We start from the raw sequence: 13,120 nt of genomic DNA, 5'->3' as shown, positions 1-13,120 counted from the left end.
CGACCCGTTCAAGCTGATGGGCTTCGGTCACCGCGTCTACAAGAACCGCGACCCGTTCGCCTGCATCGCCGCCGGCATCGCCGCGCTGTGGGGCCCTGCCCACGGCGGCGCGAACGAAGCCGTGCTGACCATGCTCGATGAGATCGGCGACGTGTCGAACATCGACAAGTTCATCGCCAAGGCCAAGGACAAGAACGACCCGTTCAAGCTGATGGGCTTCGGTCACCGCGTCTACAAGAACCGCGACCCGCGCGCCACCGTGATGAAGCAGACCTGCGACGAAGTGCTGAAAGAGCTGGGCATCCAGAACGATCCGCAACTCGAGCTGGCCATGCGCCTGGAAGAGATCGCCCTGACCGATCCGTACTTCATCGAGCGCTCGCTGTACCCGAACGTCGACTTCTACTCGGGGATCATCCTCAAGGCGATCGGCATTCCGACCAGCATGTTCACCGTGATCTTCGCCCTGGCCCGCACCGTCGGCTGGATCTCCCACTGGAAGGAAATGCTCTCCAGCCCGTACAAGATCGGCCGTCCGCGCCAGCTGTACACCGGCTACGAGTCGCGTGACATCACCAAGCTGGAAGACCGCAAGTAAGACCTGTCTTGCGATAACGTCTTAGGCAGCACCCGAAACGGCCCCCATGAGAATGGGGGCCGTTTTGTTTTCCGGGCCTGGCTTGAGCATTGCGCCGATACCCACATCGCTATCGCCAGCAGGCTGGCTCCCACAACGGGCCCAGGGCGCACACGAACGCTGCACAACACCACAAAACCCTGTGGGAGCCAGCCCGCTGGCCATGAGGCCGGCACATCCCCCACAGCCATCGAGCCTCCCCCTCTCTCCCCAAAGCAAAAAAATGCCCCGATCTCTCGACCGGGGCATTTCATTTGCAGCTTAAGGCTTGAGATTTGCGGCTGCCGTCAGTGCGACACCGCCCCGCTCGCTCCCAGACCCGTCTGCGAACGCACGAACTGCGGGAAGAACAGCGCGCGCTCGTTCTCTGCGGCGGCAGACTTGTCGGTGACCGAGAAGAACCAGATGCCGATGAACGCGATGATCATCGAGAACAGCGCCGGGTACTCGTACGGGAAGATCGCCTTCTCGTTGTGCAGGATCTGCACCCAGATGGTCGGGCCGAGGATCATCAGGCCCACCGCGCTGACCAGGCCCAGCCAGCCGCCGATCATGGCGCCGCGGGTGGTGAGGCGCTTCCAGTACATCGAAAGCAGCAGCACCGGGAAGTTGCAGCTCGCCGCGATGGAGAACGCCAGACCGACCATGAACGCGATGTTCTGGCTTTCGAACAGGATGCCCAGGCCGATGGCCAGGACGCCCAGCGCAACGGTGGTGATCTTCGAGACGCGGATCTCGTCCTTCTCGTTGGCCTTGCCCTTCTTGATCACGCTGGCGTACAGGTCATGGGACACCGCCGAGGCGCCGGCCAGGGTCAGGCCCGCCACCACCGCCAGGATGGTCGCGAACGCCACCGCCGAGATGAAGCCCAGGAACACGCTGCCGCCCACGGCGTTGGCCAGGTGCACCGCCGCCATGTTGTTGCCGCCGAGCAGCGCGCCCGCCGCGTCCTTGAACGCCGGGTTGGTGCTGACCAAGAGGATCGCGCCGAAGCCGATGATGAAGGTCAGGATGTAGAAGTAGCCGATGAAGCCGGTGGCGTACAGCACGCTCTTGCGCGCTTCCTTGGCGTCGCTCACGGTGAAGAAGCGCATCAGGATGTGCGGCAGGCCGGCGGTGCCGAACATCAGCGCCAGGCCGAGGGAGAACGCCGAGATCGGATCCTTCACCAGGCCGCCCGGGCTCATGATCGCCTCACCCTTGGCGTGAACCTTCACCGCCTCGGAGAACAGGGTGTTGAAGTCGAAGCCGACATGCTTCATCACCATCAGCGCCATGAACGAAGCGCCGGACAGCAGCAGCACCGCCTTGATGATCTGCACCCAGGTGGTGGCCAGCATGCCGCCGAACAGCACGTACAGGCACATCAGGATACCGACCAGGATCACCGCAACGTGGTAGTCGAGGCCGAACAGCAGCTGGATCAGCTTGCCGGCGCCGACCATCTGCGCGATCAGGTAGAACGCCACCACCACCAGCGAGCCGCAGGCCGACAGCGTGCGGATCTGGGTCTGGCCCAGGCGGTAGGACGCCACGTCGGCAAAGGTGTACTTGCCCAGGTTGCGCAGGCGCTCGGCGATCAGGAACAGGATGATCGGCCAACCCACCAGGAAGCCGATCGAGTAGATCAGGCCGTCGTAGCCGGAGGTGAACACCAGCGCGGAAATCCCCAGGAAGGACGCCGCCGACATGTAGTCGCCGGCAATCGCCAGGCCGTTCTGGAAACCGGTGATCTTGCCGCCGGCGGCATAGTAGTCGGCCGCCGACTTGTTGCGCTTGGACGCCCAGTAGGTGATGCACAGGGTGGCGCCGACGAACACCACGAACATGACGATCGCGGAGACGTTGAGCGGTTGCTTGTGGACTTCGCCGGTCAGGGCGTCGGCGGCCCAGACGGCCGGTGCGAATGCGCAGATGCTCAGAAGAGCCAGAAGACGCCGGATCATTGCTGAGCCTCCTTGAGGATCGCGTTGTTCAGGTCGTCGAACTCGCCGTTGGCGCGACGCACGTAGATACCGGTCAGGATGAAGGCCGAGACGATCAGCCCGACGCCGATGGGGATGCCCCAGGTGATGGACGAGCCGGCGCTGATCTTGGTGCCGAGCACCTGCGGCCCGTAGGCGATGAGCAGGATGAAGCCGGAGTAGAGCCCTAGCATGATCGCCGAGAGTATCCAGGCGAACCGTTCCCTTTTCTTCACCAGCTCCTTGAAGCGCGGGCTGTTCTGAATCGAGAGGTAAATGCTGTCGTTCATTGTTGTTATCCTCGCAGCACAGATTTTTATTTTTGGAACATATCCACTGTATGCGGCTGCGGGAGAGCTTCCAGACGACCTTAGTAGTAGAACGGCATGGCGATTTCGCCAATCTCAAGCACATGAAAACGACTGTGGGAGCGAGCCTGCTCGCGATAGCGCGGCATCAGTCGACGGATGAGTCAACTGACAGACCGCAATCGCGAGCAGGCTCGCTCCCACAGGGGCATGCATCAAGCCGATTATTTAGTCCAGTCGGCCACGCGCTCCGGATGCTTGGCCACCCAGTCCTTGGCCGCCGCCTCAGGCTTGGCGCCGTCCTGGATCGCCAGCATGACCTGGCCGATCTCGTCCTTCGACGCCCACTGGAAGTTCTTCAGGAACTTGGCGACTTCCGGCGCCTTGGCGTCCAATTCCTTGCTGCCGATGCTGTTCACGGTCTCGGCCGCGCCGTACACGCCTTTCGGGTCTTCGAGGAAGCGCAGCTTCCACTTGGCGAACATCCAGTGCGGCACCCAGCCGGTCACGGCGATGGATTCGTTCTTCTTCTCGGCACGGGTCAGCTCGGCGATCATGCCGGCGCCGGAACTGGCCTTGAGCTGATAGCCGGCCAGGTCGTAGTCCTTGATCGCCTGGTCGGTCTTGAGCATCACGCCTGAACCGGCGTCGATGCCGACGATGCGCTTCTTGAAGCTGTCGTCGGTCTTCAGGTCTTCGATGGACTTGGCCTTCACGTACTCCGGCACGATCAGGCCGATCTTCGCGTCCTTGAAGTTGGGGCCGTAGTCGACGACCTGGTCCTTGTTCTTGGCCCAGTATTCGCCGTGGGTCACCGGCAGCCAGGCCGAGAGCATGGCGTCGAGCTTGCCGGTGGCCACGCCCTGCCACATGATCCCGGTGGCGACGGCCTGCAGCTTCACGTCATAGCCGAGCTTCTGCTTGATCACCTCGGCCGCCACGTGGGTGGTCGCGACGCTGTCGGACCAGCCGTCAACGTAACCGATGTTCAGGGTCTTGGTTTCAGCGTTGGCCAGAGTCGCGCCCATCGCAAGCGCCAGGGCGGCACCCGCGGCTAAAAGTCGTCGCATCTTCATCGTTACTTCCCCGAAATGCTGCGTCCGACGGAGGCCGGACGGCGTCAACGTATTGTTATGGTGCACGGCGCCCCCATCACGCCTGACCGCAAACTCGTTCGAACATCAGCGGAGCACTGACGGCTTCGATCATCAACCCGGCGCCCTGCGCGACCTGCTCTGCCAGCGACCTCGACGCAACGAGAAACGACATCAGAAGGCCATTAACCCGACGCCGCAAAAACGTCTCGTGCAATCCGCCCGAACCTTGCATGCCAGAGCCCCGCGACCTGCAACCCGGGCCCGAATGCAGGTAACATGCGTCGCTTTGCAGCCACTCGGCCCGACCATGTCCGCGACCTCCCGCTTCCCGATCCTTCCTTATCTGTGCGCCTGCCTGCTCGGCCTGCTCGCCCTCTGCGGCTTCTGGTACGGCGTGGGCAAACCGGCAGTCCTACCGGACGCCGCCAGCGCGACCCACAAGCTGCAATGCGCGTCCTACACGCCGTTCGACAAGGACCAGTCGCCGTTCGACGTGCCGTTCAAGCTGCGCCCGGAGCGCATGGACGCCGACCTCGCCCTGCTCGCCACCCGCTTCCAATGCATCCGCACCTACTCCATGACCGGCCTCGAAGCCCTGCCGGAGCTGGCGCGCAAGCACGGCCTGAAGCTGATGATCGGCGCCTGGGTCAACAGCAACCCGGTGGACACCGAAAAGGAAGTCGACCTGCTGATCGCCTCGGCCAACGCCAACCCCGACGTGGTCAGCGCGGTGATCGTCGGCAACGAGGCGCTGCTGCGCAAGGAAGTCACCGGGGCGCAGCTCGCGCGCCTGATCAACAAGGTGAAAAGCCAGATCAAGCAGCCGGTGACCTACGCCGATGTCTGGGAGTTCTGGCTCAAGCACCCGGAGGTCGCGCCGGCGGTGGATTTCCTGACCATCCACTTGCTGCCGTACTGGGAGGACGAGCCGTCGAACATCGACACCGCCCTGCAGCATGTGGCAGACGTGCGCCAGGTGTTCGGCAACAAGTTCGCGCCCAAGGACGTGCTGATCGGCGAGACCGGCTGGCCGAGCGAGGGTCGCCAGCGCGAGACCGCCGTGCCGAGCCGGGTCAACGAGGCCAAGTTCATTCGCGGCTTTGTCGCGATGGCCGAAAAGGAAGGCTGGCACTACAACCTGATCGAGGCTTTCGACCAGCCGTGGAAGCGTGCGAGCGAAGGCGCGGTGGGCGGTTACTGGGGGCTGTTCGATGCCGATCGCCAGGACAAAGGCGTGCTGGAGGGGCCGGTGACCAACGTGCCGTACTGGAAGCACTGGTTGGCGGCAGGCGGGCTGATGTTCCTGGGCACGCTGATCCTCGGCGGCCGCGTGCGCACCACCCGAGCGGCACTGGTGCTGCCGTTGCTGGGGGCGCTGGCGGCCTGCTCCCTCGGCGCCTGGGGCGACCTCGCGCAGGTGACGGCACGGTTCGCCGGCGAATGGCTGTGGGTCGGCTTGCTGGCCGGGCTGAACCTGCTGATCCTCGCCCACGCCGCGCTGAGCCTGAGCGCCCGCGATGGCTGGCGCGGGCGTTGGTTCGACGCACTGGAGCGCCGCGCCGGGTGGCTGGTGGCGGTCGCCGGTTTCGCGGCGGCGGTGATGATGCTGGAGCTGGTGTTCGACCCGCGCTACCGCAGCTTCCCCAGCGCCGCGTTCGTGGTGCCGGCGCTGGTGTACCTGTGCCGCCCGGTGCGTGTGCCGCGCCGGGAAATCGCCCTGCTGACCTTCATCGTCGGTGCCGGCATCGCGCCGCAGCTGTTCCGTGAAGGGCTGCAGAACCAGCAGGCCTGGGGCTGGGCGCTGGTCAGCGGGTTGATGGTCGTTGCATTGTGGCGGTGCCTGCGGGTTCGCCAGGGCTGAGCTTCAGCGCGTTCACCGGCCTCATCGCGAGCAGGCTCGCTCCCACATTGGAGCGTGGTTCCCACAACAATCCTTGTGGGAGCCGGCCTGCCGGCAATGGCGCCAGCAGGGCGCCGCCTGGCCGGACACGTCAGGCGCTGCGGGACTCCCGGACCAGCCGCAGCCCGGCGATCACCACCGCGAACACCGCCAGCGTCGTGTTGTACAGCGCCAGCGCCGGCAGCCCGAACGCCAGCGCCAGCACCGCCAGCCACCACCCTGCCCGCCCCGGCAGGACGAACCCGGCCAGCGCCGTCGCGACGGCCGCCCAGCCCAGCGCCTTGAAGTGGATCATCAGGCCCAGGTTCGAGCGCACCTGGCACTCCCAACGGCTCGCCTCATCGGCACAGATGCCGACCCACTGCCCGTCCTCCATGAAGCCGTAACGCGCGGCATAACTGGCGGCGAACCACAACGGCAGCAGAACGAGCAGCGACATCACCGGCAGGCGACGGGACATGGAACACTCCAATCAACGGAAATCGGCGGCCAGCTTAATCCGCCGGCCATCTTATGCAAGCGCTAACAACACTTAACTGGCCTTCCCGTCCGCCCGGCGTGTATCGTCCGGCTACCATTACCCCGAATTCCGTCCGCTTGGTCGCACAGCGTGGCACTTTGACGCAAATCCAGTGGTCATAGCCTGCGAACCTCATTCGGCACCTTCCTTTTAAGGGATCCAGTCATGCTCCGTTCCTTGCGCTTCGCCGCCTTGTTAGGCGGCCTTATCCTGAGTGCGTCCGCGCCGGCGGCGGACATCGACGCCGCCAGCTATGGCTACCCCTTGACCAACCCGTTCGAAGCGACCATCGCCACCACGCCGCCGGACCTGCGCCCGGATTTGCCGTCGGACGACGACATCCGCCAGTCCGACCGCAGCGTCACCCTGCGCCCCGAACGCGAGTTCATCCTGCCGGACAACTTCTGGGCGGTGAAGAAGCTCACCTACCGCATCGCCACTCAGGACAAGGCCGCACCGCTGATCTTCCTGATCGCCGGCACCGGCGCGCGCTACGACAGCACCCTCAACGAGTACCTCAAGAAGCTCTACTACAAGGCCGGTTACCACGTGGTGCAACTGTCGTCGCCGACCAGCTTCGACTTCATGAGCGCCGCCTCGCGTTTCGCCACCCCCGGCGTGACCAAGGAAGACGCCGAAGACATGTACCGGGTGATGCAGGCCGTGCGGGCGCAGAACCCGAAAGTGCCGGTCACCGACTACTACCTGAGCGGCTACAGCCTCGGCGCGCTGGACGCCGCCTTCGTCGCCCACCTGGACGAAACCCGGCGCAGCTTCAACTTCAAGAAAGTCCTGCTGCTCAACCCGCCGGTCAACCTCTACACCTCGGTGACCAACCTTGACAAACTGGTGCAGACCGAGGTCAAGGGCATCAACAACAGCACCACCTTCTATGAATTGGTGCTGGGCAAGCTGACCCGCTACTTCCAGCAGAAGGGCTACATCGACCTCAACGACGCCCTGCTCTACGACTTCCAGCAGTCCAAGCAGCACCTGAGCAACGAGCAGATGGCGATGCTGATCGGCACCTCGTTCCGCTTCTCGGCGGCGGACATCGCGTTCACCTCGGACCTGATCAACCGTCGCGGCCTGATCACCCCGCCGAAATTCCCCATCACCGAGGGCACCAGCCTGACGCCGTTCCTCAAGCGTGCGCTGCAATGCGACTTCGACTGCTACATCACCGAACAGGTGATCCCGATGTGGCGCGCCCGCACCGACGGCGGCAGCGTCCTGCAACTGATCGACCAGGTCAGCCTGTACGCGCTCAAGGACTACCTGCACGACAGCCCGAAGATCGCCGTGATGCACAACGCCGACGACGTGATCCTCGGCCCCGGCGACCTCGGTTTCCTGCGCAGGACGTTCGGCGACCGCCTGACCGTTTACCCGCTGGGCGGCCACTGCGGCAACCTTAACTACCGCGTCAACAGCGACGCCATGCTGGAGTTCTTCCGTGGCTAAATATCTTCTGCTGACCGCAGCGCTCCTCTGCGCAGGCATGGCCCAGGCCGACAACAGCAAGGCCAACGCACCGGTGGTGGTCGACAGCGACGGCTTCAAGGAGCCGCTGTCGAAACTCAAGTTCAACCCCGGCCTGGACCAGCGCGAGTTCGAGCGCTCCACCCTCAGCGCGCTGAACGTCTACGACCCGCTGGAGGAATGGAACCGCCGGGTCTACCACTTCAACTACCGCTTCGACCAATGGGTGTTCCTGCCGGTGGTCGACGGCTACCGCTACATCACGCCGGGCTTCGTGCGCACCGGCGTCAGCAACTTCTTCAACAACCTGGGCGACGTGCCGAACCTGATGAACAGCCTGCTGCAGTTCAAGGGCAAGCGCTCGATGGAGATCACCGCCCGCCTGCTGCTCAACACCACCATCGGCGTCGCCGGCCTGTGGGATCCGGCCACCGCCATGGGCCTGCAGCGCCAGAGCGAAGACTTCGGCCAGACCCTGGGCTTCTATGGCGTGCCGGGCGGCGCCTATTTCGTGCTGCCGATCCTGGGCCCGTCGAACCTGCGCGACACCGCCGGCCTGGCGGTGGACTTCAGTGCGGAGTCGGCGATCAACTTCCTCAACGTCTCCCAGGTCAGCGAAAACCATCCGGAAATCTGGGCGTTGCGCGCCGTCGACAAGCGCTACCAGACCCGGTTCCGCTACGGCCAGATGAACTCGCCGTTCGAGTACGAGAAGGTGCGCTACGTGTACACCGAATCGCGCAAGCTGCAGATCGCCGAATAACGTCGGCGGCAACGAAAAAGGGCCATCCGACTCGCACCGGATGGCCCTTTTTCATGTCACTTCACCCTGTGGGAGCCAGCCTGCTGGCGATGAGGCCATGTCATTCACCCAGGCCCGGGCTGACACACCGCCATCGCCGACAGACCGGCCCCCGCAGAGGTCACGCGATCAACCCTTGATCGCCCGCCAGAGCTTGCCGACCACCGAAACCGCCGCCAGCACCACCGCGCCCGCGACGATCCCCGCCGCGCCGTTCAACAGCAGCGGCACGGCGAACCCGGCGCCGCCGGCCGCCGCGCCCACGCTTTCGATCCAGTGGTGCACCGCCGGCACGCCGTGGGTCAGGATGCCGCCGCCGACCAGGAACATCGCCGCCGTGCCGATCACCGACAGGCCTTTCATCATGTACGGCGCCGCACGCAGGATGCCGTTGCCGACGGTCTTGGCCATCTGCGCAGGCTTGCGGGTCAGCCACAGGCCCAGGTCGTCGAGCTTGACGATGCCGGCCACCAGGCCGTACACGCCCACGGTCATGACCACGGCGATGCCTGACATCACGATCACCTGCTGAGTCAGCGAGGCGTCGGCGACGGTGCCGAGGGTGATGGCGATGATTTCCGCCGAGAGGATGAAGTCGGTGCGGATCGCGCCCTTGATCTTGTCCTTCTCGTAGGCCACCAGGTCGGTCGCCGGATTGGCCACGGCCTCCGTCAACTGCGCGTGCCCGGCTTCGTCCTCGGCCTCGCTGTGCAGGAACTTGTGCGCCAGCTTCTCGAACCCCTCGAAACACAGGTACGCGCCGCCGACCATCAGCAGCGGCGTCACCAGCCACGGCACGAACGCGCTGATCGCCAGCGCCGACGGCACCAGGATCAGCTTGTTGACGAACGAGCCCTTGGCCACCGCCCACACCACGGGGATTTCCCGCTCGGCCCGCACGCCGGAGACTTGCTGGGCATTGAGTGCCAGATCGTCGCCGAGCACCCCGGCGGTCTTCTTGGCGGCCATCTTGCTCATCAACGCCACGTCGTCCAGCACGGTGGCGATGTCATCGATGAGCACCAGCAGACTGCTTCCTGCCATGAATCATGTTTCCTTTTGTGAATAATGCTGCGCAGCATACGCGACCGCAGGCCACACGGGGCATTGTTGAGCGCCGCGCGAGGCCGGTGCTACCATGCGCAACCGCCAGAACAGGCAAGGAACCACCGGGTTTATGAGCACAATCCGCGAGCGCAACAAAGAACTGATCCTGCGTGCCGCCAGTGAGGAATTCGCCGACAAGGGCTTCGCGGCGACCAAAACCAGCGACATCGCCGCCAAGGCGGGACTGCCCAAGCCCAACGTCTACTACTACTTCAAGTCCAAGGAAAACCTCTACCGCGAGGTGCTCGAAAGCATCATCGTGCCGATCCTGCAGGCCTCGACCCCGTTCAACCCGGACGGCGTGCCCAGCGAAGTGCTCAGCGGCTACATCCGCTCCAAGATCCGCATCTCCCGCGACCTGCCCTTCGCCTCCAAGGTGTTCGCCAGCGAAATCATGCACGGCGCCCCGCACCTGAGCGCCGACCTGGTCGAACAGCTCAACGGCCAGGCCAAGCACAACATCGACTGCATCCAGACCTGGATCGACCGTGGCCAGATCGCCCCGGTCGACCCCAACCACCTGATGTTCAGCATCTGGGCCGCTACCCAGACCTACGCCGACTTCGACTGGCAGATCTCCGCCGTCACCGGCAAGGACAAGCTGGACGAAGCCGACTATGAAGCGGCGGCGCAGACGATCATCCGGCTGGTGCTCAAGGGGTGCGAGCCGGATTGAGCGCTTCGCGGCATCCGATTCGCCGGCAAGCCAGCTCCCAAAGATTCAAGTGTTGAACCCAATTCTGCGAGCAACACAAATCCTGTGGGAGCTGGCTTGCCAGCGATAGAGGCAACCCGGTCTCAGCTCAAACCCAAATGGCATCCCACAGCGGATAGTCGCCAAGCTTCTCCACCAACCTTGCCCGCAATGGGTTGGCGACGACATACCGGGCCACCTTCACCAAATCTTCCTCCCGCCTCAGCGCCCGGTCGTGATAGCCCTGCTGCCAAAGTGATCCGTTTCTGCCGCTAGAAAGATTCACCTCCCGGGTAGCCAATGACTTGGTTTCCCGCATCAGCCTCCTGAGCGAACAGTTTTCCAGCTCCACCAGCCAATGAAAGTGATCAGGCATGACGACCCAAGCCAGAGAACTCGCAGCCCCGATCTTTTGTGCCCGGCGAAACTGCTGAACAACCAACCTGCCCAAGGCGAAATCGGCAAAGACCGGCTCGCGGTCAAGTGTGTTGGCGGTCAGCAGGTAGATGCGGTTGGGCTCGGCATAGCGGCCCGTTCGCAGACGATATGAAGCTGGAAGACCCGACAATCCGTTGCCCCTTTATGGTGGACTCCTCGGAAGGCTAGATCTTGGCGACCCGACTTGCAGACCCGTCTTTTGTCTGGATGTGTCAGTCAGGCCGCCATCGCTGGCAAGCCAGCTCCCACAGGTTTCTGTGCTGAACGCAAGGTTTGTGAACGACACAAAACCTGTGGAAATGGCATGCCAACGATGACTTTAGATCAGACGCCGCCGATCAAGCCACCACCCCCGCATCCGCCCGCAGGTCCAGCGCCTCGACGGCCTTGATCGCCACCTGCTCATCGACATCCGACAGATCGCCGCTGATGCCGATCGCGCCTAGCACGTTCCCCGCCTGATCGCGGATCAGCACGCCGCCCGGCGCGGGCACCACGCTGCCCTGCCCCATGCTGTTGAGCGCGGCGATGAAGGCCGGGCGCTGCTGGGCGTCGAGCGCCAGCAGGCGCGACCCCTTGCCCAGGGCGATGGCGCCCCAGGCCTTGCCGATGGCGATGTCCGGGCGCAGCAGGCTTGCGCCGTCCTCACGCTGCAGGGTGACCAGATGGCCGCCGGCGTCGAGCACCGCGACGGTCAGCGGCGCAGCGGAGATCGCCCGCCCTGCGCCGATGGCTTCGTTGACCAGGTTGACTGCGGTTTTCAAGGTTAAAGCGCTCATGGTGCCGTCCTCATTTTGTTATTGGGAAAGCCGTTGGGCTGCGCGCTTGTGCCGCAGCCCGATGCCACAAATAGAACACAATGAATAATTTATTTGTATACAATAATTCTCGAAAATCGCCACATGCGACGAAAAGCCACAGCAGAAACGGCTTCCGACGAATGAAACGGGTGCTTGAGAAAATGGATTGACCTGCGCCATTCGCCGTGAATACACTCTGCGCAAAGCCACTTGTATACAATTACAAAACGTAAAGAGGCACAAAACCATGAGCAAAATGAGAGCAATCGAAGCCGCCGTTCTGGTGATGCGCCGCGAAGGGGTCGATACCGCCTTTGGCATTCCGGGCGCTGCGATCAACCCGCTGTACTCGGCCCTGCAGAAAGTCGGCGGCATCGATCACGTGCTCGCCCGCCACGTCGAAGGCGCCTCGCACATGGCCGAGGGCTACACCCGCACCAAGGCCGGCAACATCGGCGTGTGCATCGGCACCTCCGGCCCCGCCGGCACCGACATGGTCACCGGCCTGTACAGCGCCTCCGCCGACTCGATCCCGATCCTCTGCATCACCGGACAAGCGCCGCGCGCCCGCCTGCACAAGGAAGACTTCCAGGCCGTCGACATCACCAGCATCGTCAAGCCGGTGACCAAGTGGGCGACCACGGTCCTTGAGCCGGGCCAGGTGCCTTATGCGTTCCAGAAGGCCTTCTACGAAATGCGCTCCGGCCGTCCGGGCCCGGTGCTGATCGACCTGCCGTTCGACGTGCAGATGGCCGAAATCGAATTCGACATCGACGCCTACCAGCCGCTGCCGCTGGCCAAGCCGAGCGCGACCCGCGTGCAGGTAGAGAAGGCGCTGGCCCTGCTCGACCAGGCCGAGCGTCCGCTGCTGGTGGCCGGCGGCGGCATCATCAACGCCGACGCCAGCGAACTGCTGGTGGAGTTCGCCGAGCTGACCGGCATTCCGGTCATCCCGACCCTGATGGGCTGGGGCACCATCCCGGACGATCACCCGCAGATGGTGGGCATGGTCGGCCTGCAGACCTCGCACCGCTACGGCAACGCCACGATGCTCAAGTCCGACCTGGTGCTGGGCATCGGCAACCGCTGGGCCAACCGCCACACCGGTTCGGTGGACGTCTACACCGAAGGCCGCAGGTTCATCCACGTCGACATCGAGCCGACCCAGATCGGCCGCGTGTTCACCCCGGACCTGGGCATCGTCTCCGACGCCGCCAGCGCGCTGATCGTGTTCATCGAAGTCGCCCGCGAGTGGCAAGCCGCCGGCAAGCTGAAGAACCGCAGCGCCTGGCTGCAGGATTGCCAGCAGCGCAAGGCCAGCCTCAGAGCGCGAGCCTTTTCGACAAGGGCTGCGTCGCGTTCGCTCATCTC

The 13,120-nt window shown here is 64.1% G+C and carries 13 protein-coding genes; 6 read left to right on the top strand and 7 right to left on the bottom strand.

Annotated elements, in window-relative coordinates:
• Nucleotides 1-598: citrate/2-methylcitrate synthase (locus ACIP0B_RS26190; RefSeq protein WP_400837577.1), on the top strand; the 598-nt coding region annotated here is incomplete at its 5' end.
• Between the two features lie 326 nt (nucleotides 599-924).
• Here the strand turns inward: ACIP0B_RS26190 and ACIP0B_RS26185 are convergent.
• The 3 genes from ACIP0B_RS26185 to ACIP0B_RS26175 all read right to left on the bottom strand — a co-directional run bounded on the left by ACIP0B_RS26185 (nucleotide 925) and on the right by ACIP0B_RS26175 (nucleotide 3,985).
• A complete protein-coding gene (locus ACIP0B_RS26185) occupies nucleotides 925-2,583 on the bottom strand; it encodes a cation acetate symporter (RefSeq protein WP_400837574.1) in 1,659 nt (552 codons plus the stop codon).
• Entirely contained in the window at nucleotides 2,580-2,891 is a 312-nt protein-coding gene (locus ACIP0B_RS26180) for a DUF485 domain-containing protein (protein WP_085710541.1), read from the bottom strand. The genes ACIP0B_RS26185 and ACIP0B_RS26180 overlap by 4 nt, the downstream gene beginning before the upstream one ends.
• Before the next feature lie 242 nt (nucleotides 2,892-3,133).
• Nucleotides 3,134-3,985 (bottom strand): glycine betaine ABC transporter substrate-binding protein, encoded by an 852-nt coding sequence (locus ACIP0B_RS26175; protein ID WP_400837570.1) that lies wholly within the window; start codon nucleotides 3,983-3,985, stop codon nucleotides 3,134-3,136.
• Between the two features lie 286 nt (nucleotides 3,986-4,271).
• Between ACIP0B_RS26175 and ACIP0B_RS26170 the strand changes: the two genes are divergently transcribed.
• Nucleotides 4,272-5,867: a beta (1-6) glucans synthase gene (locus ACIP0B_RS26170; RefSeq protein WP_400837567.1), complete on the top strand. Its 1,596-nt coding sequence runs from the start codon at nucleotides 4,272-4,274 to the stop codon at nucleotides 5,865-5,867.
• 130 nt (nucleotides 5,868-5,997) lie between these two features.
• Here the strand turns inward: ACIP0B_RS26170 and ACIP0B_RS26165 are convergent, their stop codons facing one another.
• Entirely contained in the window at nucleotides 5,998-6,366 is a 369-nt protein-coding gene (locus ACIP0B_RS26165; RefSeq protein WP_400837564.1) for a hypothetical protein, read from the bottom strand.
• A gap of 225 nt (nucleotides 6,367-6,591) precedes the next feature.
• On the opposite strand from ACIP0B_RS26165, the gene ACIP0B_RS26160 reads away from it, so the two are divergent.
• A complete protein-coding gene (locus ACIP0B_RS26160) occupies nucleotides 6,592-7,890 on the top strand; it encodes a serine/threonine protein kinase (protein WP_400837561.1) in 1,299 nt (432 codons plus the stop codon).
• A complete protein-coding gene (locus ACIP0B_RS26155) occupies nucleotides 7,883-8,671 on the top strand; it encodes a VacJ family lipoprotein (protein WP_400837558.1) in 789 nt (262 codons plus the stop codon). Before ACIP0B_RS26160 ends, ACIP0B_RS26155 begins: the two co-directional genes overlap by 8 nt.
• A gap of 168 nt (nucleotides 8,672-8,839) precedes the next feature.
• Here ACIP0B_RS26155 and ACIP0B_RS26150 read toward each other — a convergent pair whose 3' ends face one another.
• Nucleotides 8,840-9,754, bottom strand: a complete 915-nt coding sequence (locus ACIP0B_RS26150; protein WP_400837555.1) for a DUF808 domain-containing protein — start codon at nucleotides 9,752-9,754, stop codon at nucleotides 8,840-8,842.
• A 133-nt stretch (nucleotides 9,755-9,887) separates the two neighbouring features.
• On the opposite strand from ACIP0B_RS26150, the gene ACIP0B_RS26145 reads away from it, so the two are divergent.
• Entirely contained in the window at nucleotides 9,888-10,493 is a 606-nt protein-coding gene (locus ACIP0B_RS26145; RefSeq protein ID WP_085577756.1) for a TetR/AcrR family transcriptional regulator, read from the top strand.
• A 127-nt stretch (nucleotides 10,494-10,620) separates the two neighbouring features.
• Here ACIP0B_RS26145 and ACIP0B_RS26140 read toward each other — a convergent pair whose 3' ends face one another.
• Nucleotides 10,621-11,079, bottom strand: a complete 459-nt coding sequence (locus tag ACIP0B_RS26140) for an REP-associated tyrosine transposase (protein WP_400837552.1) — start codon at nucleotides 11,077-11,079, stop codon at nucleotides 10,621-10,623.
• 208 nt (nucleotides 11,080-11,287) lie between these two features.
• The gene (locus ACIP0B_RS26135; protein WP_085577758.1) at nucleotides 11,288-11,728 is read right to left on the bottom strand and encodes a heme-binding protein; all 441 of its coding nucleotides are present in this window, start codon (nucleotides 11,726-11,728) and stop codon (nucleotides 11,288-11,290) included.
• A gap of 268 nt (nucleotides 11,729-11,996) precedes the next feature.
• Here ACIP0B_RS26135 and ACIP0B_RS26130 point away from each other — a divergent pair.
• On the top strand, nucleotides 11,997-13,120 hold a 1,124-nt coding region (locus ACIP0B_RS26130), incomplete at its 3' end, for a thiamine pyrophosphate-binding protein (protein WP_400837548.1).

It is taken from the genome of Pseudomonas sp. NPDC089534, from assembly GCF_044749305.1.
Taxonomy (GTDB): Bacteria; Pseudomonadota; Gammaproteobacteria; order Pseudomonadales; family Pseudomonadaceae; genus Aquipseudomonas; species Aquipseudomonas ekonensis.
The sequence above is the reverse complement of the archived record's forward strand: the minus strand, read 5'-3'. Positions and strand labels throughout refer to the sequence as shown.